19 protein-coding genes are annotated in these 25,479 nt (G+C 58.6%); 11 read left to right on the forward strand and 8 right to left on the reverse strand.

The genetic code is table 11. The features are described 5' to 3' along the window. The 4 genes from ACRESJ_RS33965 to ACRESJ_RS33980 all read right to left on the reverse strand — a co-directional run. The coding region (locus ACRESJ_RS33965; RefSeq protein ID WP_431761789.1) for a hypothetical protein at positions 1–937 on the reverse strand (937 nt) is incomplete at its 3' end. 107 nt (positions 938–1,044) lie between these two features. Further along, positions 1,045–1,512, reverse strand: coding sequence for a hypothetical protein (locus ACRESJ_RS33970; RefSeq protein ID WP_431761790.1), 468 nt, complete (start codon positions 1,510–1,512; stop codon positions 1,045–1,047). 29 nt (positions 1,513–1,541) lie between these two features. Further along, the gene (locus ACRESJ_RS33975) at positions 1,542–4,064 is read right to left on the reverse strand and encodes a TcfC E-set like domain-containing protein (RefSeq protein WP_431761791.1); all 2,523 of its coding nucleotides are present in this window, start codon (positions 4,062–4,064) and stop codon (positions 1,542–1,544) included. Positions 4,065–4,174: 110 nt separating this feature from the next. Next, positions 4,175–4,663: a CS1 type fimbrial major subunit gene (locus ACRESJ_RS33980; RefSeq protein ID WP_431761792.1), complete on the reverse strand. Its 489-nt coding sequence runs from the start codon at positions 4,661–4,663 to the stop codon at positions 4,175–4,177. A 338-nt stretch (positions 4,664–5,001) separates the two neighbouring features. Between ACRESJ_RS33980 and ACRESJ_RS33985 the strand changes: the two genes are divergently transcribed. Then, the gene (locus ACRESJ_RS33985) at positions 5,002–5,580 is read left to right on the forward strand and encodes a PadR family transcriptional regulator (protein ID WP_431761793.1); all 579 of its coding nucleotides are present in this window, start codon (positions 5,002–5,004) and stop codon (positions 5,578–5,580) included. Further along, positions 5,573–6,361, forward strand: coding sequence for a siderophore-interacting protein (locus tag ACRESJ_RS33990; protein ID WP_431761794.1), 789 nt, complete (start codon positions 5,573–5,575; stop codon positions 6,359–6,361). Before ACRESJ_RS33985 ends, ACRESJ_RS33990 begins: the two co-directional genes overlap by 8 nt. Before the next feature lie 165 nt (positions 6,362–6,526). Here the strand turns inward: ACRESJ_RS33990 and ACRESJ_RS33995 are convergent, their stop codons facing one another. Together ACRESJ_RS33995 and ACRESJ_RS34000 are read right to left on the reverse strand one after the other, a co-directional pair. Then, the gene (locus ACRESJ_RS33995; protein WP_431761795.1) at positions 6,527–7,186 is read right to left on the reverse strand and encodes a Pr6Pr family membrane protein; all 660 of its coding nucleotides are present in this window, start codon (positions 7,184–7,186) and stop codon (positions 6,527–6,529) included. 2 nt (positions 7,187–7,188) lie between these two features. After that, the gene (locus ACRESJ_RS34000) at positions 7,189–7,419 is read right to left on the reverse strand and encodes a VF530 family DNA-binding protein (protein WP_431761796.1); all 231 of its coding nucleotides are present in this window, start codon (positions 7,417–7,419) and stop codon (positions 7,189–7,191) included. 282 nt (positions 7,420–7,701) lie between these two features. Here ACRESJ_RS34000 and ACRESJ_RS34005 point away from each other — a divergent pair, with 282 nt between their 5' ends. The 8 genes from ACRESJ_RS34005 (at position 7,702) to cmoB (ending at position 18,474) form a co-directional block, all read left to right on the forward strand. Next, entirely contained in the window at positions 7,702–9,084 is a 1,383-nt protein-coding gene (locus ACRESJ_RS34005) for a carbohydrate porin (protein WP_431761797.1), read from the forward strand. Positions 9,085–9,306: 222 nt separating this feature from the next. Then, entirely contained in the window at positions 9,307–11,715 is a 2,409-nt protein-coding gene (locus ACRESJ_RS34010) for a glucose/quinate/shikimate family membrane-bound PQQ-dependent dehydrogenase (protein WP_431761798.1), read from the forward strand. Positions 11,716–12,201: 486 nt separating this feature from the next. Then, positions 12,202–12,564 carry a DUF6124 family protein gene (locus ACRESJ_RS34015; protein ID WP_431761799.1) on the forward strand — a complete coding sequence of 121 codons (363 nt, stop codon included), beginning with the start codon at positions 12,202–12,204 and terminating at the stop codon, positions 12,562–12,564. A 256-nt stretch (positions 12,565–12,820) separates the two neighbouring features. Next, positions 12,821–15,238, forward strand: a complete 2,418-nt coding sequence (gene lon / locus ACRESJ_RS34020; RefSeq protein WP_431761800.1) for an endopeptidase La — start codon at positions 12,821–12,823, stop codon at positions 15,236–15,238. A 358-nt stretch (positions 15,239–15,596) separates the two neighbouring features. Next, the gene (locus tag ACRESJ_RS34025; protein WP_431761801.1) at positions 15,597–15,989 is read left to right on the forward strand and encodes a protease inhibitor I42 family protein; all 393 of its coding nucleotides are present in this window, start codon (positions 15,597–15,599) and stop codon (positions 15,987–15,989) included. A gap of 2 nt (positions 15,990–15,991) precedes the next feature. Next, positions 15,992–16,627 (forward strand): lysoplasmalogenase, encoded by a 636-nt coding sequence (locus tag ACRESJ_RS34030; RefSeq protein ID WP_431761802.1) that lies wholly within the window; start codon positions 15,992–15,994, stop codon positions 16,625–16,627. Between the two features lie 150 nt (positions 16,628–16,777). Next, on the forward strand, positions 16,778–17,521 hold the full coding sequence (cmoA, locus tag ACRESJ_RS34035; protein ID WP_431761803.1) for a carboxy-S-adenosyl-L-methionine synthase CmoA: 744 nt from the start codon (positions 16,778–16,780) through the stop codon (positions 17,519–17,521). Further along, positions 17,518–18,474 (forward strand): tRNA 5-methoxyuridine(34)/uridine 5-oxyacetic acid(34) synthase CmoB, encoded by a 957-nt coding sequence (gene cmoB, locus ACRESJ_RS34040; RefSeq protein WP_431761804.1) that lies wholly within the window; start codon positions 17,518–17,520, stop codon positions 18,472–18,474. Before cmoA ends, cmoB begins: the two co-directional genes overlap by 4 nt. A 148-nt stretch (positions 18,475–18,622) precedes the next feature. Here the strand turns inward: cmoB and tadA are convergent, their stop codons facing one another. Both tadA and ACRESJ_RS34050 read right to left on the reverse strand, forming a co-directional pair. Beyond that, positions 18,623–19,120, reverse strand: coding sequence for a tRNA adenosine(34) deaminase TadA (tadA, locus tag ACRESJ_RS34045; RefSeq protein WP_431761805.1), 498 nt, complete (start codon positions 19,118–19,120; stop codon positions 18,623–18,625). Continuing rightward, positions 19,120–20,496: a multicopper oxidase family protein gene (locus tag ACRESJ_RS34050; RefSeq protein ID WP_431761806.1), complete on the reverse strand. Its 1,377-nt coding sequence runs from the start codon at positions 20,494–20,496 to the stop codon at positions 19,120–19,122. Before ACRESJ_RS34050 ends, tadA begins: the two co-directional genes overlap by 1 nt. A 225-nt stretch (positions 20,497–20,721) precedes the next feature. Between ACRESJ_RS34050 and ACRESJ_RS34055 the strand changes: the two genes are divergently transcribed. Next, on the forward strand, positions 20,722–25,383 hold the full coding sequence (locus ACRESJ_RS34055) for a membrane-targeted effector domain-containing toxin (protein WP_431761807.1): 4,662 nt from the start codon (positions 20,722–20,724) through the stop codon (positions 25,381–25,383). Positions 25,384–25,479: the final 96 nt, after the last annotated feature.

A 25,479-nucleotide genomic window follows, 5' to 3' on the forward strand; every position in this document is an offset into this window, starting at 1 on the left:
TGAACCGCGATGAAGACGACACATTGAACGTCTGATCACGAAACAACCGCACCGGCTTGCGCCCCTGATTCAACCAGGCTTGCCAACCGCCCTGGGGCAGCAGGTCGATTCTGTTGCCACCGGGTGGAATTTCGACCTTCAGCGAATGCTGAACATCCAGAGTGAAATTGAGCGTGACGACCGTGTCGTTTGGCAACATGACATCGCCCATATCGAAGTCACCACCTGGACCTGCGGTGTAGGTCAATGAGCCTCGGTATTGCCCTGACGACATACTCAGAGGGTTGGGGGTCCTGAGTTCATAGACGAATTCAACTGAGCTGTGATTGAACCAGGGAATATCCATAGTCGGCACCACGCCGCAGGCCCCCGCACCTTCAGGAAAGAGCCAAAAGAAATAAGCGTAATTGGTTCCGGCGAGATTGATGTCAAGACCAGTACAGGGCATCGGTGGTCTTGTCCATGGACCACGCCAACCGCCGCCGCCCAGCGGTGTCCAGGCACTAACGCCCGGCGGCCTCGCCAAGGACCAGGTACCACCGATTCCAGCGACTCGCATCTCAACAGTCTCTCGCTCTCCTGTGCGACTGTGGACGACCTGCAGTGCTCGCCAGCTCGACGGTACGCTGAAGGTTGCCCCCTGTCTGGGATCAGCATGCCCGGCCGGTATTGGCTGTGTTGATTCGAATCTCAGGCCAGGTACCCTCAGACTAAAGATGCCTAATCGCGCACAAGTTCCGGGTACATAATTTGGGCATACGCCACTTTGTGGCGTCGTGTTGATAAACCTGTTTACCAAGGGATTTGCCGGGTCAGGTACAAACTTCGCAGTTATTTCCTGTTCCACCGCGCCGACGAAGGAGGCATGCAGGCCGGCCAGCAAGCCTACCCCGAGCGTGAATGCAGCCATTTCTTTTAGCGAAAAAAGTAACTTCATCGTGGATCAACCTGAAACTTCAACATCATGAAATACCCGCCACCCTTTGCCCCAAGCGAGATCAAGGAACGATCGCCTCAAATATCATGTGCACGCTGCCGTAGTACTCACCGGGTTTGTAGCCATCGACAGGTTTGATCGCAGCGATCCCCCACGGTGTTGCTCAGTTCGTAAGCGCCACCAACCCCGGCAATACGGACTTCCAAAATAGCTTCTTCGCCGGTGTCGCGGTGTCTTACTCGCAAGGAACGCCAGTCTGACGGAGCCTTGATAAACGCCCCTGCTCTTACGTCCGCATGATTGGCCTCAATAGGACCATTGCGAGGAATTCTTCCATGAGAGCGCAGACTGAATATATTGTGAGCCTGACAAACATTCGGAAATTCCTTGCAGAACCCCGTATTGGGAGTTGTGTTCTTGAACTCATTTTTCAGCGGGTTGCCCGGCTCAGGATTGAATGTTGCGGTAATCGGCAGGACCACCGCGCCGACCTCCATTGCAGAAACAGATAACCAGCAGCCGATCAGGATCGCCTTTGTCCTGAGCCATTGAAAGGCTCTCCAAATATTCATCATCTTGGGGTCCCAACAGTAAGTAGTGTCTGTCAACTGGCGTTTTGCACGGTTTCAGTGATATCCACGAGCGTCTCCGGCGAACAACGCAAATCACCAATCATCAACACATCGTTTTCACTGCGCGCATTGCCAGGATCAAGGCGGAATTGGCAAAGCAACTGATTACCGGAACGCACCTCCAGCGTCGGCGAGCCAGCATTCATTTCCATCGAGAAGAATCCATCGACTTCACTCACGCCACGGCTGGCGTGGTTGATGATGTGATGGCCCTTGAGCGGCCTGCCCTGGGGATCGATCAGGCGGCCCAGTACGGTGACGGTTTTGCTGACGGTGATCTTGCGATACTCCACGCCACCCTTGTTCAGGTGATAGCTGGAGCGGGCGGGCTGGATGCTCGCGGCGGGCACGTGATTGCCTTCGAAATCGAAGCTTACCGAGCTGCTTTTATAGGCCGTGAGCGGCACGAAATTGCGACCTGGACGCAGGACAGCACTAGCGCCGCTCAAGTCGTCGGCGCGCAGCGCAATGCCATTGATGTCCGATTCCACGTCGATGATCATGCCGGCACCATCACGGTGGGCCTGGCTGGTCATGACCACTTTTCGCGCGCCGACAGCCACGGTGCTGTCCAGATTCAGACCGCCTGTAAGGTCATTGTTGTAGGAAGAGCGCTGGATAAAGCCGTCCCCATTGACCAGGTCCGATTGCATCGTGGCCATGGAGGACAAGCCCACGCCATAGGTGTCTGTGGTCGCCGTGGCCGAGACGCTTTGCAGCAGGTGGTCCTGTAGCGTTTTACGGTACGTCAGCGAGCCATTGTTATCGCGACCGCCGTCTCGCGCCGTGCGCGAGCCCATGCTGCCGGACAGCTGCTCACCCGGACCGCCCAAGGCGAGATTGAGGCTCACGTCGATGCCACGATCGCGGCTGGTTTCAGAGCTGAAGCTGGCGGGTCGATCGAACAGTGACAATCGCCAGTTGGCATCATTGCCAAACAGTTGAATGCGATGGCTCCAACCCAGATCCAGCCCCGTACCTTGGGTATTGCCCTGGCTGTGGGATACCCGGGCATTGACAGAGCTTTTGGTGGTCAGCCGGTGATTCACCGACAACGATGATTGACTGGTCTGGCCGACGAACACTTTGCGCTGATGCACCCGCGTGCCGTCAGGCAGGGTTTCGTAGAGTCGGCTCGTGTCGAGCCAGCTGCGGTTATGACTGGCGACAAGGCTGCCCTTTCCATAGGTGTACAAACCCTGCACGTCGAGGCCGAAACCGTAGTCTTGAGTCTGGTAGATGTTAGCGAAAAGGCTGGCATTGTTGGCCACTGTCCAGTCGACCGATGTGCCGTATTGCAAAGTGTCACGCACCTGCCGACCGCTCATGCCGAGGATCACGCGTGGGTGCAGCAGGAAATTGAACGCCGCCCCGACGGTCATATCGCCATCACTCTGCTCGTCCCAGTTGCTGAGCAACCGGGACTCACGACCGGCAAACAGGTTGTAGCGCCAGCGCTCGTCATGGTTGCGCCAATTATTGGGTTTATAGACCAGTTCCTGAGTGCTGGAGGTGATCCGGCCGTCTTCGACCAGCCGTACTTCCACCTCGTAAATGCCACCCGGCAGCAGGCGCGTATCCAGAGTCTGCAAACCGGCAGGTACGGCTTGGGTATTGATCAACAAACCGTCGCGATAGATTTCCACCGAACCCTGGCGACTGGCGGTGACGTAGATCGGATAAATCGACGGCTTCGGGTTATTGATCGCCAAGCTGTCGGAGCTGCCGTACATGACACCCAGTGCCGTATCGGGGCTTGCGCCAAATGACCGGATTTGACGATTCAACCCTTCGGTGGAGGGGGTGAAATACCCCAGGCGCAAGAAGCGCCCGTCCAGTTCGCGCTGGGTATAAAGCCCATGCACGGCGTGATAAAGCGTGTGATCCACGCCGCCCGTTCGGGACAGTTGCACGTTGGCGGTCTGGGTCCAATTGCCCAGGCTGCTGCTGGCTTGCAAACCATAACGCCCGCCCAGATCCTGGTTCTGGCCGCCGTTGAGGTTCAATTGATTTCGCACGATCAAGCCGCTGCTGCCGCCTTCGGGCAGGTTGTAGAAACGCTGCTCCTGATCGTCGCGCTCGACATTTTCCGTGAGGATGGACACCAGAGAGTTTTCAAGGCTGTAGTGCACGGCCAGTAATTGCCCGGGGCACTTGCCTTCGCAGTTGCCGAGCCTTACACCTTGCTTGAGGAATTCGGCCCAAGTGTCGCGTTCATCGGCTTTGATCCGGCTGTCACTGACATCGGTAAAGTCGACGAGGGTGATGCGGTCATCGCGACTTAACACGACCATCGCCTCACCGATAAATTGTTGATCACGTTCCACCCGTACGGCCAACGGTACATCAAAGAAATGCTCTTCGAACTCGGCCGGCAATCCTTTGGCCTGGGCCAATAAACTACGAGGGGTATGGCCACTTTCCGTTGGCGCGGCCAAGGCACTTGCACAAAAAACAAGGGCAAGCGCCGCCGCGATGGGCGTCATCGGGAACATGAAAGATTTACTCTAAAATTAAAACTTCCAGATCAGAACGGCGGGCAGAAAGTTGCCCGCCGAGCGATAGCTATCTTCAAATAAGGGCAAGCTTTATTTGAGCAGCGGCATTACGGTTTAGGGAGGGCATCGAAAATAATGGTCGGATTGGCGGTGTAGTTGCCGACTTGGGCAGGGGCCGGTTTGGCCGCGGCGGCAATCACGAGTTCAGCACGAATACCGGGTTTGGCAGCAGCTTCACTTACAACTACCTGAGGCGCAGCACTCAGCAGTACGCCATTGAAGGTGTAAGTCAGTGCAATCGTATCAGCACCATTGAACAAGGGCTGAGGACCGCCTTCAACGTAAGCAGCCACGCCTCCGTCAGTGTGTTTGACATTGTACGCCGCACGCAGAGGGCTCAGCGTGCCGCTTACTAGGTCATACGCCATTTTTTCGTCATTACCAAAGTCCGCGTCCACTGGCTGAGCGTGGAACTGCGAGCTTGGAATGGTGGCACTGATATTGATGGAGGTGCGCGCATCATTAGCAGCAAATGCCATGGAAGAACCCAGAGCGAGTATGGCCATAGGAACTGCTAATACGATTTTCTTGGACATAACTAGATACTCTCTAATAGAAATGACAAGTCGTTAAAAGTTGCGAAATAACCAGCAACAAGTTGACTACCGGTTAACTACCAAACTTTTAATCGGCGCCAATAATCTACAGACAAGAAAGAAATGTCTGTAAGAAAAAACCGCGCGGCATGTAATACAAGAAACCAAATACATACAGAATAAATATTTAGTCTTTGAAATAAATTGAGCAATACCAGAATCAAACCAAGGCACCATCCCCAGATTCAGGTCTCTCAAGCACCGTTGGTCGCCCTCCCTTGCGCCCTCTTAAGATATATCTTAAGTTGTATCTAAAGATGACGTGAGAAAAATCGAAAATGAGAGACCATCATTCCCCCCACCGCGAACATGGCGACGGCCGTGACGGCTTCGAAAAACGCCCCGGTCGCGAACGCGGCGGTCGCGGGCCGCGAGTATTTGCCCCCGGCGATCTGAAACTGCTGCTGCTCGCGCTGATCGCCGAACAGCCCTGCCACGGCTACGACCTGATTCGCCAGATTGAAAACATGTTCGACGGCGCCTACAGCCCGAGCCCCGGCGTGATTTACCCAACCCTCACGTTTCTGGAAGAGAGCGAAATGATCCAGGGCGACGCTGAAGGCGGGAAAAAACGCTACAGCGTGACCGACACCGGCCGCCAATCCCTGACCGAGCAAGCCGTCGCCCTTGAAGGCGTGCGAGTACGTATCGACGTCAGCAAACGCTCACTGCGCGGTCATGATCGCCCGCCCGAAATCCACGAAGCGGTGCACAACCTGCGTCATGCCCTGCAAATGCATCACGGCCGCTGGAGTCCGGAAGAAATCCGGCGTGTGGCCACCCTGCTCAACAACACCGCCAAAGCCATTGTCGACGGCCCTGCCGTTCAAGCTGCCCAGGAGAAAGCGAATGACTGAAGTGAATACAAACGCCATTCACCGCGTCATGCACGAGATCAAACGCCGTCGCCTGGAAGTGCTGCGCGTGGTCGACCTGACCCCGCGCATGCGCCGCATTACTTTGGGTGGGCCTGAGCTGGCAGGCTTTGTCAGCCTCGGCACCGACGATCACGTCAAACTGCTGTTCCCGCAGAACGCGGCGGAACAAGCGGCATTGGAAACATTGGTACTGGGCGCCGGCAAAAACGAAGGGCCTATGCCGGCCATGCGCGACTACACCCCGCGTCGCTATGACCTGGACACGCTGGAACTGGACATCGATTTCGTGCTGCATGGCGATGGCCCTGCCGCGACCTGGGCCGAACAGGCCAAACCCGGGCAGTTCCTGCACATCGGCGGGCCACGGGGTTCGATGATCGTGCCGGATATCTTCGACAGTTATTTGCTGATTGGCGATGAAACCGCCCTGCCCGCCATCGCCCGACGCCTTGAAGGCCTGGCGGCCAACCGTCGCGCACTGGTCATCGTGGAAGTGGAAAACGGCAAGGAACAGCAAGTGTTGCAGAGCGCTGCCCAGGTCAATGTGATCTGGGTGTTGCGCGAGGGCGGCAAGGATCATTTGCTGTCCACCGTGCGGCAGATCCAGGTGCCCACTGGCAGCCTGTACGCCTGGATCGCAACCGAGAGCAAAGTGTCGCGACAGATTCGTCGAGTGTTGCTGGATGAGCACGGGCTGGACGAACAGTTCGTCAAAGCCGTGGGCTATTGGCGATTGGACGATAGCGACGAAGCCCTGTAGGAGCTGCCGCAGGCTGCGATCTTTTGATTTTGTTGTTTAAAAAAATCAAAAGATCGCAGCCTCGTTTCACTCGACAGCTCCTACAGGGTATCGGGTGCTCGGTGAGATCTGTACGACACCAATCCGTAGGAGCGAGGCTTGCCCGCGAAGGCGATGATAAAAACGCTAAAAATGCCGCCCCTGTCCACGCCCCGCAATCCAACGATCCAACCCAATCAGCGCCAAAGAAATCACCAAAAACCCCACCAGCAATCCCCCGGCATTGATGAACACCTGTGGATAACCCAGCTTCGCGACATCAATGAACGGATAGGGATAAACCGCCAGCGCATGCCCGCGCAGCAGCGCATAACCGAAATACACCAGCGGATAAATCGCCCACAGGGCGATGTGGCGAATACGCAACCCACCTTTGGGCACACAACAAAACCAGTAAGCCAGAAACAGCACCGGCATCACGTCATGCATCAGTTCATCGGCCAGCCATTGCCAGCCTTCGGGGTGCCATAGATGGCGCAGCAACAGGTTGTACGCCAGACCAACCACGGCGATGCTCACGGCAATGCCACTGCTGACCCACGGTTGCAAAAACCAGCGACGCGCAGCCGATTCGCGGGACGTCGCCTCACAGGTCAGCACTGTCGCGACCAGCGTATTGCTCAGCACGGTGAAATAGCTGAAGAAGCTCATCAGCCCGCCCAACAGGCTGGCGCCCAAGGCCCAGCGCGAATGGAAAATCAGGTACATCTGGATGCTCAACCCTGCCCAGCCCAGGGTGGCGGCCACGGCCACAAGTCGACGGCGCACCGCAGACGGATTGAACATGCTCAGAGCGGTCGCTTGGTGCGCATCAACTTCACGTACAAGCGTTCGACTTTTTCTCGCGCCCATGGGGTTTTGCGCAGGAACGTCAGGCTCGACTTGATGCTCGGATCACTCTTGAAGCAGCGGATATCGATGCGCTCGGCCAGCCCGGACCATTCATAGTGTTCAACCAGGGCGGTGAGGATTTGCTCCAGGGTAACGCCGTGCAGCGGGTCGTTGTTCTGTTCGGTCATGCCGGGCCTTCAGCGATGTGGAAATGGGAAGCCGCGCACCTTAGCCGAGGGGATGTTCAGGTGGAAGGGCTCAGTACGTTATCTGCTAAATGTAGGCGAACGGCGCAGGACCGTTGCCTGCACTGTTACCAAATCCGAAAGGATGCATGTCAGCAAAAGCCCTTTCTCTATTTGTAACAGAACATTATCCTTGCGGCCGTTATAGCTGAAACGCTTCCGCTAATCCGCCACGCCGCTGTTTTTCCCTGTTTATCCCCAGAAAAAGATCAAGAATTTCCCTCTATGCCTGATTTACAACTTTCGCAAGATAGCGCTGTCTTTACGCCGATTGCCTGCCGAAAAGCCCTCAACTTGATAGGCGGATTGACCACGTTGGGCCTTGTCACGTGCGCGCAAGCGGCGCCAGCGTTCGATAGCGCGTCGCCCTGGATGCTGGGCGACTGGAATGGCACTCGTACAGAACTGGCGGAAAAAGGCTACGACTTCAAAGTCGATTACACCGGTGAAATGGGCAGCAATCTGCACGGCGGTTATGACCACGATCGTACGGCCCGTTACAGCGACCAATTTGCACTCGGCACGCATCTGGACTTGCAGAAGATCCTTGGCTGGAGCGACGCCGAATTTCAGCTGACCGTTACTGAACGCAGCGGTAACAACATCAGCAATGACCGCATCAACGACCCGCGTGTCGGCGGATTCACTTCGGCCCAGGAAGTCTGGGGCCGTGGCCAGACCTGGCGCCTGACGCAGATGTGGTATCAGCAGAAATTTTTCGATCAGCAGCTGGACATCAAGGTCGGCCGTTTCGGTGAAGGCGAAGACTTCAACAGCTTTCCCTGCGACTTCCAGAACCTGGCGTTCTGTGGCTCGCAGGTCGGCAACTGGGTGGGTGACATCTGGTACAACTGGCCGGTCAGCCAGTGGGCGATGCGGGTCAAATATCACCTGACGCCAGAGCTGTACGCGCAAGTCGGTGTGTATGAGCAAAACCCGTCGAACCTCGATCGCGACAACGGTTTCAAGCTCAGCGGCAGTGGCACCCAAGGCGCGATCCTGCCAGTGGAACTGGTGTGGACGCCCAAGCTCAATGGCTTACCGGGTGAATACCGTGCCGGTTACTACTACAGCAACGCTGATGCCACTGACGTCTACAAGGACAGCCACGGCCAGCCCGCCGCCCTGAGTGGCGAGGCCTATCGCAGTGCATCGAGCAAGCACGGTGTGTGGCTCGGTCTCCAGCAACAAGTCACCCGCATCGCCAGCGACAACAGCCGAGGTTTGAGCGTGTTCGCCAACGGCACGATGCACGACAAGAAGACCAACGCCATCGACAACTATGTCCAGGCCGGCATCGTCTACAAAGGCCTGTTCGACGCCCGCGCCAGGGACGACATCGGCTTTGCCATGGCCCGCGTCCACGTCAACCCGGCCTTCCGTAAAAACGCCGAGGCAACCAATCAGGCTCGCGCCGTCTTCGACTACGACGACCCGGCCTTCCTGCCACCCCAGGACACCGAATACAGCGCCGAACTCTATTACGGCGTGCACGTGACGAACTGGCTGACCGTGCGCCCCAACCTTCAATACATCCGCCATCCCGGTGGCGTGAACGAGGTCGATGACGCGTTGATCGGCGGGATCAAGATCCAGTCGTCCTTCTAACCAACGCCACAAAACCCTGTAGGAGCTGGCTTGCCAGCGATGGTCGTCAACGATAACGCGCCGAGCCTGACACCCCGCGGCGTTCTCGGGTTCTTCGCGAGCAAGCTCGCTCCTACAGGGTCTGCGTCAACCCACAGCTTTTATCTGAACCATGCCCGCGCGGGATCGTCATCTAAAGTGAACAAACGCGGGACAACTTGAAATGTCACGGAGAATCACACTATGAGCACTGATGGTGCCTTGAGTCGAAGCCGTCTGTTGCCGAGCCTGCTCGGCATTCTGCTTCTGCTAATGGGCCTGGCCATGCTGGCCGGAGGGATCAAGCTGAGCATGCTTGGTGGCTCGCTGTATTACCTGCTGGCCGGTATCGGCCTGGCGTTGACTGGCGTGCTGCTGATCGCCGCCCGCCGTGCTGCGCTGGGCCTCTACGCGCTGGTGTTGTTCGCCAGCACCGTTTGGGCGCTGTGGGAAGTCGGCCTCGACTGGTGGCAACTGGTGCCGCGCCTGGCCATGCTGTTTGCGCTGGGCATCGTCATGCTGCTGCCATGGTTTCGTCGTCCGCTGTTGCGTGATGGCGCTGCGCCGATGGGCACTGGTGCCCTGAGCGTGGCCGTGGTGCTCGCGGGCGCGACTGCGTTGGCCAGCCAGTTCACCAACCCCGGTGAAATCAAGGGTCAACTGGATCGCGACAGCGTGCCAGGCATGACCAACACCGCCCCGGCGATGCCCGACGGTGACTGGAACTCCTACGGCCGCAGCGCCCATGGTGACCGTTACTCGCCACTGGCACAGATCACCCCGCAAAACGTCAACAAGCTGGTACCAGCCTGGACCTACCGCACGGGCGATCTGCCAGGGCCGAACGACCCGGGCGAAACCACCGCCGAAAACACCCCGCTGAAAGTCAACGGCATGCTCTACGTGTGCACGCCGCACAGCCAGGTGATTGCGCTGGACCCGGACACCGGCAAGGAAATCTGGCGTTTCGATCCGAAGCTCTCCACGCAGAACGCGGCGAACTTCAAGGGCTGGGCGCACATGACCTGCCGTGGCGTGACCTATCACGATGACGCCGTCTACGCCTCCGAGCAGAGCCCGACCGGCAGCGCCAGCGCTGCACCGGCCAACGCCTGTCCGCGTCGTATCTTCCTGCCAACCGCCGACACCCGTCTGATCGCGCTGAACGCCGACACCGGCAAGATGTGCGAAGACTTCGGTGACAAAGGCCAGGTCGACCTGCGCGCCAACATCGGCGGCTTCACGGCCGGTGGGTATTACTCCACCTCGCCGCCAGCCGTCACCAAGGACCTGGTGGTGATTGGCGGTCACGTCACCGACAACGTTTCCACGGACGAACCAAGCGGCGTGATCCGTGCGTTCGACGTGCACACCGGCAAACTGGTGTGGAACTGGGACAGCGGCAACCCGGACGACACCACGCCGATTGCCGAAGGCAAGACCTACACCCGTAACTCGCCGAACATGTGGTCCATGTTCGCGGTGGATGAAAAACTCGGCATGCTGTACCTGCCGATGGGCAACCAGACCCCGGACCAATTCGGTGGCGCACGCACCCCTGAATCGGAACTGCACGCCGCCGGCCTGACCGCCCTGGACATCGCCACCGGTCAAGTGCGCTGGCACTTCCAGTTCACCCACCATGACCTGTGGGACATGGACGTGGGTGGCCAGCCAACCCTGATGGACCTGAAAACCGCTGACGGCGTGAAGCCCGCGGTCTTGGCTTCCACCAAGCAAGGCAGCATCTACGTGCTGGACCGCAGCACTGGTCAGGCCATCGTGCCGATCAATGAAGTGCCGGTGCCGCAAGGCGCGGTAGAAGGCGATCGCACTTCGCCTACCCAGCCGAAATCCGACCTGAACCTGATGCCGCCGCCGCTGCAAGAGCGCGACATGTGGGGTGTCACGCCGTTCGATCAATTGATCTGCCGGATCGACTTCAAATCCATGCGCTACGACGGCCCGTTCACGCCGCCATCGCTGCAGGGTTCGATCGTGTACCCAGGCAACTTCGGCGTGTTCGACTGGGGCGGTATCTCGGTTGACCCGGTGCGTCAGATCGCTTTCGTGAACCCGAGCTACATGGCGTTCAAATCGAAAATGATCCCGGCCGCCGAAATCGCTGCCCAAGGCCCGCGCAAGAGCGAAACCGAAGGCGTGCAGCCAAACAAAGGCGCGCCGTACGGCGTGGTCCTCGAAGCCCTGCTGTCGCCAATGGGCTTGCCTTGCCAGGCGCCAGCTTGGGGTTACGTGGCGGCGGTCGACCTGACCACTCACCAAGTCCTCTGGAAACACAAAAACGGCACCGTGCGCGACAGCTCGCCGGTTCCGATCCCGTTGAGCATGGGCGTGCCTAGCCTGGGCGGCACCTTCACCACCGCCGGTGGCGTCGGTTTCCTCAGCGGCACCCTCGACCAGTACCTGCGCGCCTACGACGTGAAGAACGGCAAGCAACTGTGGGAAGGCCGCCTGCCCGCCGGTGCGCAAACCACGCCAATGACCTACACCGGCAAGGACGGCAAGCAATACGTACTCGTCGTCGCCGGCGGCCACGGCTCGCTGGGCACCAAGCAGGGTGACTATGTGATTGCCTACAAACTGTCTGAGTAAGTTTTAGCGGCAGTAACAACAAAGGCGTCGCCTTTTTTATGGTCACTGGATTTGCCGCCCACACCACATAACTCTATGGGAGCTAGCCTGCTAGCGATTGGCCTCCACCTTCAAAGTAGATGCCGAATGTGCCGCCGTCATCGCTAGCAGGCTAGCTCCCACATTTTGATCCCGATCGGCCTGAGAAATCTGCACAGGTCCTACAGACTTGCCAGTGCCTGGGAAGGATTCCGACAAGGTCTATCGGTTGTCCCGTCGGAAGCCGAAACGATAGGCTTTTGGGGTCGCTGCAAATTCAGCGAACGGGTTTGGTCGCCCAGGTTTAGAATGGCGCACTTTTCGTGCTTGCTTCATGGCGAGCTGTGCGTGGGAGGGCCTCGGCCCTGCCGGGTTCCATTCCCTGGTCGACCAACCTGCGTACAGTTTGCCACCCAACTGCTTGGTCGCAGTCGTGGCGAACTCCCCTTGTTCGAATGGAGCTTCACCATGATCAAAGAAACCCCGAGTCCCCCCGAATCCGACGACGTTTCCCCCTACGAATCCGCCGACTCAAACAAACTCAACCAAGCCGCCGTGCGCGCCCTCGACTTCCACTTTCCATCGGGTGCCGACATCAAAGCCAGCCCGCGCTCACCCAGCACCCTGTTCACCGTGGACCCAGAGGCCACGACCGAAACCCTTGTGGTTTATCTGGTCGAGACGCTGGCCTCGGTCGATGTCATGGTCCATCACTTGGTCGACCGTCTTGACGGTGGGTCGCGCAATGCTTTGCTGGGTATTTCAAACAGCATCATGCTGGCGGAGATCACGGCGAACAGAGTGCTGGATCAAATCGATCCGACTGAGTAGACGCCCGTACTGTGGGAGCGGGCTTGCTCGCGAATGCGGTCTTTCATTCAACATCATTGTCGACTGCCAGGCCCTCTTCGCGAGCAAGTCGAATCGTCGCACCGCCGCTCCCACAATTGACCGCGTATAGCCACGGTTCAGCTAACCTGAATCCCTGCTGAACATTCCTTCGAATTCCCCATTAACCCCAAAGCCTCATTGAAACCACCACCAACCTGCCCCATCTAAGACCCATACCCATTGCGCAGGTGCCCCCATGAGCGACCAGCAAGAATTCCCTGAAGACCCGAGCGAATACGCCGATCCGGAAAACGCCCCGCACCGTTCCACCAGCAAAGGCCTTGCCTTACCCGACCAGAACCTGCCGGACAAGGTCTACATCATTCCGATCCATAACCGACCGTTCTTCCCGGCGCAGGTGCTGCCGGTCATCGTCAATGAAGAGCCGTGGGCCGAGACCCTCGACCTGGTCGCCAAGTCCGAACATCATTCCCTGGCCCTGTTCTACATGGACACGCCCCAGGAAGACCCGCGCCACTTCGACACCTCGGCCCTGCCGCTGTATGGCACGCTGGTCAAGGTGCACCACGCCAGCCGCGAAAACGGCAAGCTGCAATTCGTTGCCCAGGGCCTGACCCGCGTACGACTCAAGACCTGGCTCAAGCACCACCGCCCACCCTATCTGGTGGAAGTCGAATACCCGCACCAGCCCAGCGAGCCGACCGATGAGGTCAAGGCCTACGGTATGGCGCTGATCAATGCGATCAAGGAACTGCTGCCGCTCAACCCGCTGTACAGCGAAGAGCTGAAGAACTACCTCAATCGCTTCAGCCCTAATGACCCATCGCCGCTGACCGACTTCGCCGCCGCGCTCACCTCGGCAACCGGCAATGAGCTGCAGGAAGTGCTGGACTGTGTGCCGATGCTCAAGCGCATGGAAAAAGTCCTGCCGATGCTGCGCAAGGAAGTCGAAGTCGCGCGACTGCAGAAAGAGATTTCCGCCGAAGTTAACCGCAAGATCGGCGAACATCAGCGCGAGTTCTTCCTCAAGGAGCAGCTCAAGGTCATCCAGCAGGAGCTGGGATTGACCAAGGACGACCGCAGCGCCGACCTCGAACAGTTCGAACAGCGGCTGGTGGGCAAAGTCCTGCCCGCGCAAGTGCAAAAACGCCTTGAAGAGGAAATGAACAAGCTGTCGATCCTCGAAACCGGCTCGCCAGAGTACGCGGTGACCCGCAATTACATCGACTGGGCGACCTCGGTGCCGTGGGGCGTGTATGGCGAGGACAAACTCGACCTCAAGCACGCGCGCAAGGTGCTGGATAAACATCACGCGGGCCTGGACGACATCAAGGACCGCATCCTCGAATTCCTCGCGGTCGGCGCCTATAAAGGCGAGATCAGCGGCTCCATCGTCTTGCTGGTGGGCCCACCGGGCGTGGGCAAGACCAGCGTCGGCAAGTCCATCGCCGAATCCCTGGGTCGACCGTTCTACCGCTTCAGTCTTGGCGGCATGCGCGACGAGGCCGAGATCAAGGGCCACCGCCGCACCTACATCGGCGCGCAGCCGGGCAAACTGGTGCAGGCGTTGAAAGACGTCGAAGTGATGAACCCGGTGATCATGCTCGACGAAATCGACAAGATGGGCCAAAGCTACCAAGGCGATCCAGCCTCGGCGCTGCTGGAAACCCTCGATCCGGAGCAGAACGTCGAGTTCCTCGATCACTATCTCGATCTGCGCATGGACCTGTCGAAAGTGCTGTTTGTCTGCACCGCCAACACACTGGATTCGATCCCCGGCCCGCTGTTGGACCGAATGGAAGTGATTCGTCTGTCGGGTTATATCACCGAAGAAAAAGTCGCCATCGCCAAGCGCCACCTGTGGCCCAAGCTGCTGGAAAAAGCCGGGGTGTCCAAAGGCAGTCTGAGCATCAGCGACAGCGCGTTGAAGGCATTGATCGACGGCTACGCCCGTGAAGCCGGTGTGCGGCAACTGGAAAAACAGCTGGGCAAACTGGTGCGCAAGGCCGTGATGAAGCTGATCGACGAGCCCCAGGCGGTGATCAAGCTCGGCCCCAAAGACCTCGAAGCCTCGCTTGGCCATCCCGTGTTTCGCAATGAACAAGTATTGTCGGGCACAGGCGTCATCACTGGCCTGGCCTGGACCAGCATGGGCGGCGCGACCCTGCCGATCGAAGCGACGCGCATTCACACCCTCAACCGCGGATTCAAGCTCACCGGGCAATTGGGTGATGTGATGAAGGAATCCGCAGAAATCGCCTACAGCTACGTCAGCTCCCATCTGAAGTTGTTTGGTGGTGATCCGAAATTCTTTGATGAAGCCTTCGTGCACCTGCACGTGCCGGAAGGCGCCACGCCCAAGGACGGCCCGAGCGCCGGCGTGACCATGGCCAGCGCCCTGCTCTCGCTGGCGCGAAACCAGCCGCCGAAAAAAGGCGTGGCCATGACCGGCGAACTGACGTTGACCGGGCATGTGCTGCCGATTGGCGGGGTGCGTGAAAAGGTGATTGCGGCGCGGCGGCAGAAGATTTTCGAGCTGATCTTGCCTGAGGCCAATCGCGGTAATTTCGAGGAACTGCCGGAGTACCTGAAGGAAGGCATTACCGCGCACTTTGCCAAGCGGTTTGCGGATGTGGCGAAGGTGCTTTTCTGACAGTCATGTAGCGCCTGCACTGGCGCTATCGCTGGCAAGCCAGCTCCCACAGGTTTTTGGGGTGTTACGCAGATTGCATTCACAACAAAAATCCCTGTGGGAGCGGGCTTGCCCGCGAAGGCGGCATCCCTGACACCACCCTCCTTGGCTGCTGTCTGCACCGACGCCATCGCTGGCAAGCCAGCTCCCACAGGTTTTTGTGGTGTTACGCAGATTGCATTCACAACGAAAGTCCCTGTGGGAGCGGGCTTGCCCGCGAAGGCGTCGGACCTGACACCCCATCTTCCGGTTGCTGTCACAATTTGTCTCATCTCGGTTATGCTCGCCGTTCGTCGTGAACGCCGGAGCCACTGATCTCATGTCCCCCACTCGCCTGTTTGTCCCCCTCGCCCTCGTGCTGCTGGCCGGATGCGCCACGCAACCGAAACACAACGTGACTGTGGAAAAACAAAGCGAATGCCCGGTGCAACTCAGCAACGGGCAAAACCTGATCCTGACCCTGCCGAGCAACCCGACCACGGGCTATCGCTGGTCGATCCAGGACTCGGCCGGTGGTGTTTTGCACGCCTTGGGGCCCGAGGTTTATCGCAACCCCGAAGACGCCGGTATCGTCGGCGCGGCTGGCGTATCGACCTGGCGTTTTCAGGCTTTTGCCTCAGGCACCGGACGTTTGCGCCTGACCTCGCAACAACCCTGGGCGCCGGAAGTGCTGCCGGTGGACTCCTTCGACTGCGCGATCTCGGTTAACTGACCGTGGGCTGGCTGATTCTGGCGCTGATGGGCGCGGTGACGTTCCTGTATGGCCTGAGTGTGCACGCCGCGCTGCTCTGCCTGCTGGTCAAGCCACTGCCCGTGTTGGCCCTGCTCGGCTGGCTGCACGACGCGCCTCCCGGGGACTATCGGCGCTGGATCAGCCTGGGTCTGATTTTCTCCCTGGTTGGCGATGTGCTGCTGGCATTGCCGTGGGATATGTTCGTGTTTGGCCTGGGCGCGTTCCTGATTGCGCACCTGGCTTATCTGAAAGCTTATCTGAGCGATTGTCGGCAGTTGGCGTTGGTGCCGCTGATCATCGCCCTCACTGTGGGTGTCGTGCTGCTGGGGATTCTGATTTCCCATGGGCTGGGGCCATTGCTGATCCCGGTGATCGTCTATGGCCTGGCCATCAGTGCCATGCTCTGGCGTGCGTTGGCCCGGCTCGGTACTGATGTGCCCAAACGCTCGGCGCTGCTGGCGGCGGCGGGTGCCGTGGCATTCGTGTTCTCGGACAGCGTGATTGGTATCAGCCGGTTTGTGGCACCGTTCGATGCCGCGCCCTATGTGATCATCCTCAGTTATTGGCTGGGGCAATGGGGGATCACGGCCTCGGCGTTCGATCAAAAAAGGCGCTGAGCATAGATCGTTCCCACGCTCCGCGTGGGAATGCCGCCCGGGACGCTCCGCGTTCCTTCGTGTCAAAAAACGGTTTATCAGACAACCCGCGCATCCGCGCCCCAACTTGGCTAAAATGCCGGCCTTTTCATCGACACCGCCGGAACCGCCGTGAGCAAAGAATCCGATCGCCTTTTCGCCCAGCCTTTGGCCCAGGTGCCCGACTTCGCCTTTAACGAGGACGTGGTGCGGGTGTTCCCGGACATGATCAAGCGCTCGGTGCCGGGCTATCCGACCATCGTGGAAAACCTCGGCGTGCTCGCCGCGCAGTTCGCCCAGCGGGGCAGCGTGCTCTATGACCTCGGCGCATCCCTGGGTGCAGTGACCCAGGCCCTACGCCGGCATGTGCGCACCGACGGTTGCCGCGTGATCGCTGTGGATAACTCCACGGCCATGGTCGAGCGCTGCCGTGAATACCTGAACGGTCAGGACTCGATGTTCCAGGAATTGCTTCCGGTGGAAGTGATCGAAGGCGACATCCTCGCCCTCGATTTCCAGCCGGCCTCGGTGGTGGCGCTAAACTTCACCCTGCAATTCATCGCCCCGCCGCAGCGCACCGAATTGCTCTCGCGCATCCGTCAGTCACTGCTGCCCGGCGGCGCGTTGATCCTCTCGGAAAAACTGCGATTTGAAGACGAGCAGGAACACGCATTGCTCACCGACCTGCACATCGCCTTCAAACGCGCCAACGGCTACAGCGAACTCGAAATCGCTCAGAAGCGCAGCGCCATCGAAAACGTCATGAAGCCCGACAGCCTCGAAGAACACCGCGAACGCCTGTTGGCGGCCGGTTTCTCGAAAGTCGTGCCGTGGTTCCAGTGTCTTAACTTTGCCTCGTTGATTGCCTTGCCATGATTGATCTGTCCTCCCTCGCCCGCCGCCTGGCCGGCACGCCGCTGGCCGATTGGGCCAACACCCTGCAGGCGCAACTCGACAAGAAGATGGAGAAGGGTCACGGCGACCTGGAACGCTGGCAAAGCGCTCTCGATGCGCTGCCGAAGATCCAGCCGAGCGAAGTCGATTTGTTGAACGGCTTGAAGCTGGACACCGATTGCGACGACGCCACCCGCGCGCAAATGCGCACCGCCCTGATGGGCCTGTCGCCATGGCGCAAAGGGCCGTTCGATTTGTTCGGCGTGCACGTCGACACCGAATGGCGCTCGGACTGGAAGTGGTCGCGGGTATCAAAGCACCTGGATCTGAAAGGCAAACGCATCCTCGATGTCGGCTGCGGCAATGGCTACTACATGTGGCGCATGCTCGGCGCCGGTGCCGACAGCGTGATCGGCGTCGATCCGAACTGGCTGTTCTTCTGCCAATTCCAGGCGGTGCAGCGCTACTTGTCCGAGCCGAACGCCTGGCACCTGCCTTTCCCCTTCGAAGACCTGCCGCCGAACCTGGAAGGTTTCGATACGGTGTTTTCCATGGGCGTGTTCTACCACCGCCGCTCGCCGATCGAGCATCTGCTGGCGCTGAAGGATTGCCTGGTCAAGGGCGGCGAACTGGTGCTGGAAACCCTGGTGGTCGAGGGGGACAAACATCAAGTGCTGGTGCCGGAAGACCGCTATGCACAGATGCGTAACGTGTGGTTCCTGCCGTCGGTGCCGGCGCTGGAACTGTGGCTGCGCCGTGCCGGGTTCACCGATGTGAAGTGCGTGGATGTGAGCACCACGACGGTCGAGGAACAGCGCGGGACGGAGTGGATGAAATATCAGTCGCTGAGCGATTTCCTCGATCCAGAGGATCACAGCAAGACCATCGAAGGTCTTCCAGCGCCGATGCGGGCGGTAATAGTCGCCAAAAAGTAATCCAATCCCCCAAACACCGATTAACCCTGTGGGAGCTGGCTTGCCAGCGATGATGGCTTAACATTCAACATTTATGTTGCCTGACACACCGCTATCGCTGGCAAGCCAGCTCCCACAGGGGTTCAGAGTCAGGTTCAGATTTCAGTGATCAGTCAGTAGGCTTGGCTCGCCGAGCCTTGAAGAACGCACTCAAGACCGCCCCACACTCCTCCGCCAACACCCCACCCTCATACAACACCCGATGATTCAAAAAGCCCTGGGTAAAAAACTGTCCCTGGCTCTGCACAATCCCTGCTTTGGGTTCCAGTGCGCCATACACCACCCGCGCAATCCGCGAATGCACGATCAAGCCTGCGCACATGCTGCACGGCTCCAGCGTCACGTACAGCGTGCTGCCCGGCAGGCGATAGTTGCTCACGGCCTGCGCGGCAGCGCGGATGGCGACCATCTCGGCATGGGCGCTGGGATCGCTGCCGCTGATCGGGCAGTTGAAGCCGCGACCGATGATCTCACCGTCCTGCACCAGCACCGCGCCCACCGGCACTTCACCCAAGGCCGCGCCTTGGGCTGCCAAGGCGAGGGCTTCGCGCATGAAGTCACGGTCGCGGCTGCGGTCGATGATGGCGGCGGGACGTATCTGACGCATCACGCCACCTCGATGGCGGCCATCAGGCCGGTTTCCATGTGGTCGATCACATGGCAATGGAACATCCACACACCCGGGTTATCCGCCACCAGCGCCACTTGCGCACGCTCGTTCTTGCCCAGCAGATAGGTGTCGGTGAAATACGGAATGACCTTGTGCCGGTTCGAGGCGATAACCTTGAAACTCATACCGTGCAGGTGAATCGGGTGCTGGTACTGGGTCATGTTCTTCAATTCGAAAATGTAGCTCTTGCCCTTTTCGAGCTTGGCAATCGGGCGATCAGCGCAGGTCTTGTCGGTGATGTCCCAGGCCTTGCCGTTGATCTGCCAGAGGCTTGGCGGCTTGCCATTGTCGACGTTGACCGACACCGAGCCCACCCATTCGAAATTGAAGTTGAGTTTTTCGGCATTGGCCAGGTCGGGTTCGGCGACCGGGTTCGCAGGCAGTGCGGGAGGCCATTGGGTCGGCGCATCGGTGTTGGCCACAGAGCGCAAGGTGCCCAGACGCACCGGACCATTGCGCAAAGCCAACTCCTCACCCGCCGCGGGAGCCTTGATCGCCAGGCAAATACGCATGCCAGGGCCGAGCCAGTATTCCTTGCCGAGCGGGCGCGGCTCGATCGGGTTGCCATCGAGCGCGTAGATCTGCGCTTCGACACCGGGAATGTTCAGGCGATAGGTCAGGGTGTTATCGAGGTTGAGCAGGCGCACGCGGGTAATTTGTCCGGCTGGCAAGTCGATCACCGCCTGCGAAACACCATTGATGGTCGACAATCGCCCCGCCGTACCGCCACGGGCCGCTTCACGGGGAATGCTGAACTCGACAAAATTGCCTTCTTCATCGACATGCCAACTCTTGAGGCTCAAGGTCTTTTCGTATTTGAAACCGGTGGGTTCACGCTCTTCGATGATCAGTGGCCCGACCAACCCGCGACCGAGCTCTTCGCTACTGTTCACATGCGGGTGATACCAATAGCTGCCGGCATCCGGCACGCGGAATTTGTAATCGAAGTACTCGCCCGGCAACACCGGCAACTGCGATACATAGGGCACGCCGTCCATCTCCAGCGGCAGGCGGATGCCGTGCCAGTGAATGGTGGTCGCAACCGGCAGGTGGTTGATGAAGCGCACTCGCAGCCAGTCGCCCTGTCGCACCCGCAACTCGGTGCCCGGAGCCGACGGGCCGAACGCCCAGGCTTGAGTCTTGTGCCCGGCCACCAGCTCGACGTCCAGCGGCGCGGCAATCAGTTCGTAGTCGTGGCCCGCGTCAGCATCGGCCATCTTGCCCAGCCAGTAACGCGACGCGCCACCGGCCCCCACGCCAACGACAACAAGACCGGCCAGACCACCGAGTATTTGGCGACGGGTAAACGACATGAACTCAACTACCTCACGTATCAGCGACAGGCCTGGGCCTGGAAAAGGCGAATACGATACACCTGCAACTGCGAAACAGTAAGGGCGGCGCGGCGGATGGACGCAGCGGACACAAGACGGCTGCCGAGCATATCGGATGAAAACCGGTCGATGGCATAACTATGTATTGCACATGCCTTGGACGAGCGGGCCATGCTCACGGCCCATTTCTCAAGGATTGAGCCCATGACCCCGAACGAAACACGCCCCTTGCCCAATGCCGCCGACAAGGCTGCGTTGCAGGCTATCGCCACCCGCGTCATTCAGACTTGCCCCAGCCTGCAAGACACCGCTCACGAGGTCGCCAGCGATCTATTGAAAAAGTACGGCATCACCGGGCTCGATCCGGACAAGGTGTATTTCCACCGCTTCGACGCCGCCCAGAGCAGTTCGAAAGCCTTCACCGGCTGGGAGCATGCCAACGCCACACCCACGACTTCCATGACCCTGACACAACTGGTGATCCAACGCTTTCGCGCCGCCGACCAGGACAACGCCGATTTGCTCGACGTGTACGCCGGTTTCTACAGCGCGGGCCCAGCCACCCGCCTGTTCAACGAAACCAATGAAGTGAAACTGCATGGCAACGAGGTACTGGAAGACTTCTGGAACATCAACTTCAGCTCGTTATACCTCCAGCGCCTCACCACGTTCTGGAAGGATTCCGGCAGTGACTTCCGCACGTTGGCCAAATGCAACTTCCTCATCCAGGCCGTACAAGCACGGGACAAACGGCAGCTAAGCGACGCTGACTTTCAGTTCGTCACTCAGGAGGTCATGGGGTCGATCACCTGGCCTGTCAGCCTGGAATTTCTGCAAGCCCATCAACCCGGCTCCGACAAGGTTAGAACCCTGGATTTCGCTGGCTACGTTGCCAACAACATTCTTCGATTTGTCGCGCCCAAAGGCCGACAGATTGTTTATCTGCCCGGTGACAAAGAACCCTTCCAGGTACTGGAAACCCTCTCCGACATGCACTATTGGATAGTGCAGCGCATGAATGAGGAAGCTGAGCGCCAGAAATTCATGACACATTTCTCGCTGAGCGACCGACAGAAAATAGCCGACAACATCACCGACCTCATGAACCACCTGGTTATGGGTTGGAGCTACGACCATCATCTGATCAATCAAAAGAATAAAGCCATTGGCGACGACGCCTTCACCTGGTTGCGAGACTCGACCAAAGACGCAATGTTTGCCGAGGCCGAACTCTCGCTGACCTCCAATGGCGATTTGCGCAAAAAACTCTGGATCGGCTATCTCAGTGCGGGTGTGAAAGTGTTTGGCCCGATGTCGGTTGTCGGCTGGCCAGTTGCGCTGCCCCTCGTGGGAGCCAGTATTGCCAGCATGGGATTGAACATCGATCAGGCGGTCAATGGCAAAACCGCCAAAGAGCGCAAGGCTGGCGTCCTCGGCGCTGTGTTAAGCGGTATTGATGTGCTGTTCAACCTGCTGGTATTGAAAGGCCCGGGTTCTTTGCAAGAGGTTGGGCCGGAAATCGACGCGGCCGAAGCACAAGAAATGGCCGAGCTGAAGGAAAAAACGCTACCGACGGAAATCCCGGAACCAGCGCCAAACGGAACCACTGCTCAAGTACAGCCCAAGCCTTCAGCACAGGTGCCAGACGCTTTCAAAATCGAGGTGTCCCTCAACGAGAACACACTGGTCCGTGAACCGGGCAAGTTTCAAGGCACTTACCGACTCGCATCCAACCCTTCGACTGCAATCAAGCTCAACGGCAATGCCTATTACGTGCGCTTCGAAAGCCAGCTCAATGGCCGTAGTACCTGGGCCATTATCGATCCAGCCAATCCCGATGGGTTCTCCGGTTCGATACCTGTGCGCCTGAACGCATCAGGCAAGTGGGAAATCATTCCGCGATTGGGGTTGAGAGGCGGCATGAACCTGCCGACAGTTGCGGGCACTGGCACGACCACCGAACCTGCACCAGAGGAATGGGCGCGAACGCCGGGCATTCATGTGCCTGTGCTCGAAGACCCTGAAATGAGGGCCTGGGCACTGGGTGGCCCCGATCTGCGGGCGCAGTACACAAGGCTTTCGTCAGTCGCTTCAATCGAGGCAGGTACTGCACCGGTACATCCTGTCGACGAACTGACCGAGTCGTTGAGCGAGTTTGATCTCGCCCAGGAAGATGCTCGTAACAACCTCATCAGCGACGCGAAAGCGTATTACCGGCTCAACCCGCCAGAACCTCGCCCACCCGTCACTTCCACGCTGCGGCTTGAAACATCCTCCGATCTGCTCGAAAGCGTATTTGCAGAAAAAAGAGGCCTGATTGTCGGTGAAAGCCAGGGCAGTATCGGTAGCAAACAGTTCCTGATCGAAAACATGCCGGCCCTCGCCCAGCGCGGCGTGAAGACCCTGTATTTGCAGGAACTACTGGCCAACGTCAATCAGCTCGATCTGGACACCTTCGCACGAACCGGCGAAATGACAGAGGAGCTGGAGAACTACCTGAGAAATCTCGACTTCAAGGCCGGCAACGATCCCGCTGGCAGGTTCGATCTGCTGAACCTGGTAAAAGCTTCCAATGCCCAGCGTATCCGGGTCCAGGCCATCGACATGTCCACGACCTACAACATCAGTAAAGACGCCGCCTGGCAAACGGATTACCAGATGGCGAGGAGTTTTTTCGCCAGTCAGGTCATTCAGTTCAATGAAGAAGCCAAAAGCACGTCCAATTGGGTTGCACTGGTCAGCCAGGAGAACATGGCAACGTTCAGGGGCTATCAGGGCATCAGTGAACAGACCGGCGCCGCAAGCCTGCGTATCGATGACGTCGTACCGGGTCAGGCAAGCCCCATCGGCTCCGATCCCGGTTTGCCGGTGGAGTATGCAGATCACCCGGACTCCCCGGTCTACAAGGCTTGGCCCGAGGCCAGCTCTGACGAAGTGCAGGACTTGATTCAGGGCGACTGGCGCTTGCAGGTTGAAACCCCGTGGGCATACAGAAGCCCGCAGGATTTAAGGGCGCTATTGCCCGAGCCGGGCATGTTCACCATACAGCGCTACAGAAGCAGCGTCCTGGTGGTTTATCGCAACGCCAATAATCGAATGGCTGACAGCGTCATCCGGTTGACACCGGCTGGCAGAATCAATCTGGAGACTCCGCTTCAACCCGCCTACGATTCCATGACGGTGGACAGCTTCGAAGAACTGAAACAGGCCCTGATTGCAAAAGGGATGCGGCCTATGGGCTGGCCCGCAGAAATTGATTCGTCCCTGGCAGGCACTTCGCAACATTCCGAACTACCGACCCATTGGCAGGCCAATGAACTGCTTGAAGATCGAACACCGGTCACCACGCCCGGAAAAGATCAGGGCATTTATCGACTCAATTCCAACCCTTCAACCGCGATTCTGCTGGATGACTTGCCGTTTTACGTGCGCTATGAAGCCGATATCAACGGACAAGGAACCTGGGCCATCATCGATCCGGAACATCCAAACGCGTTTTCAGGATCGCTCCCCGTTCGCCTCAATGCCGAAGGTGAATGGGAACTGACACCCCGAGCCGGACTCAAGGGCGGCGGCAACAGGCATCCAGGGAAGTTGCGAACGCCGGCGCGAGTGCCAACGCCGGGGAATTCCCGAACGCCGACTCCAGAACCAACGCCGGCCACTGCGCGTATCCCATCCACCCAATACGATGCAACTGTCCGTTTAAGAAATCTCGCGCTAGGCGTTAGAGAAACCCATATCAAGCTCGTCCGCCAGCCAAACGGTATGCTTTGGGGGATGTCCAATTACGAAATACACGTCGCCGAGAAGCGCGCCAAACTGACAATAGATGCCCTTTTGTTTACAGGCCGAGAAGGTTTGTTCGAGACCCTGCCCGCACGCCCGGGTATTCCCGTGGTGACGCCAACCACTAAGGCCACAGAGCTGATTGAAAAGGTATTCGACGTTGCACCAGGCCTGGTGATCGGTGAAAGCCAGGATCGCATTGCCAGCATGCAGTTTCTCTTCGAGAACATGCCGGCGCTGGCTGCCCGGGAAGTCAAAACACTGTACTTCCATCGTTTGCTCAACGACTTCAACCAAGCGGATCTCAATCTGTTTTTCACCACAGGGGAAATGTCCGACGACCTTGAGGCTTCACTGCGACAACTGCAAAGCGATCCTTCGGGGCAATTCACGCCTCTTGAAGTGATCAAGGCTGCCCAGCGCAACGGTATTCGGGTCCAGGCAACGGACTGTCTGGCGAGCTATCGCTTTCCCTATGGAGAAACTACCGACGTACAGGAACAGATCATAAAAACCTACCTCACCCACACCATCATGCAGAGCGACCAGGCACTCAACGGCGCCGGAAAATGGGTAGTGCTGACAGACCATAGAAACATCAACACCTTCCGTGGCGTTTCCGGCATCAGCGAACTGCAAAACGGTATCGGCTTGCGCGTGGAAGAAGTGCTGCCTGAGCAAAAGCTGCTGATCGAAACCGACCGAGGGATCGAAGTAGGCCGCGGGTTTAGCAACAACCCGGGACACATGGCTGGAGATTCCGCCACCCTGTACGCCGACCTGAATATCCGGATGCCCCTGCCGCCGTTCACAAGGACACCGCAGGAACTGGAACGACTGTTGTTTCGTGTAAGCATGTTCACCTTCGAGCATGCCAATGAGCAATGGACGCTGATACATCACAGCCGCAATGGGCCCATTGTGCGAACGCTGGTCGAGCGTACGGCAGATGGCCAATACCTGATTGATCGACCGGCCTGGACCGAGGTGCATCAAGTGCGATATGCCAGCATCGTGGAGATGTCTGCAGCACTCAGCCGTATGGGCATGGATCTTCAGGGGCGCTTGGCGTTGTGACTCTGCGCTACGTCAAGATTCCCTGAAACGCAGAAGCCCCGGGTCTCACGACCCGGGGCTTCTGTTTGCCTCTACCGTATTGAGCCGGTATTCACC

The sequence above is a fragment of the Pseudomonas sp. genome, from assembly GCF_050739655.1.
GTDB lineage: Bacteria > Pseudomonadota > Gammaproteobacteria > Pseudomonadales > Pseudomonadaceae > Aquipseudomonas.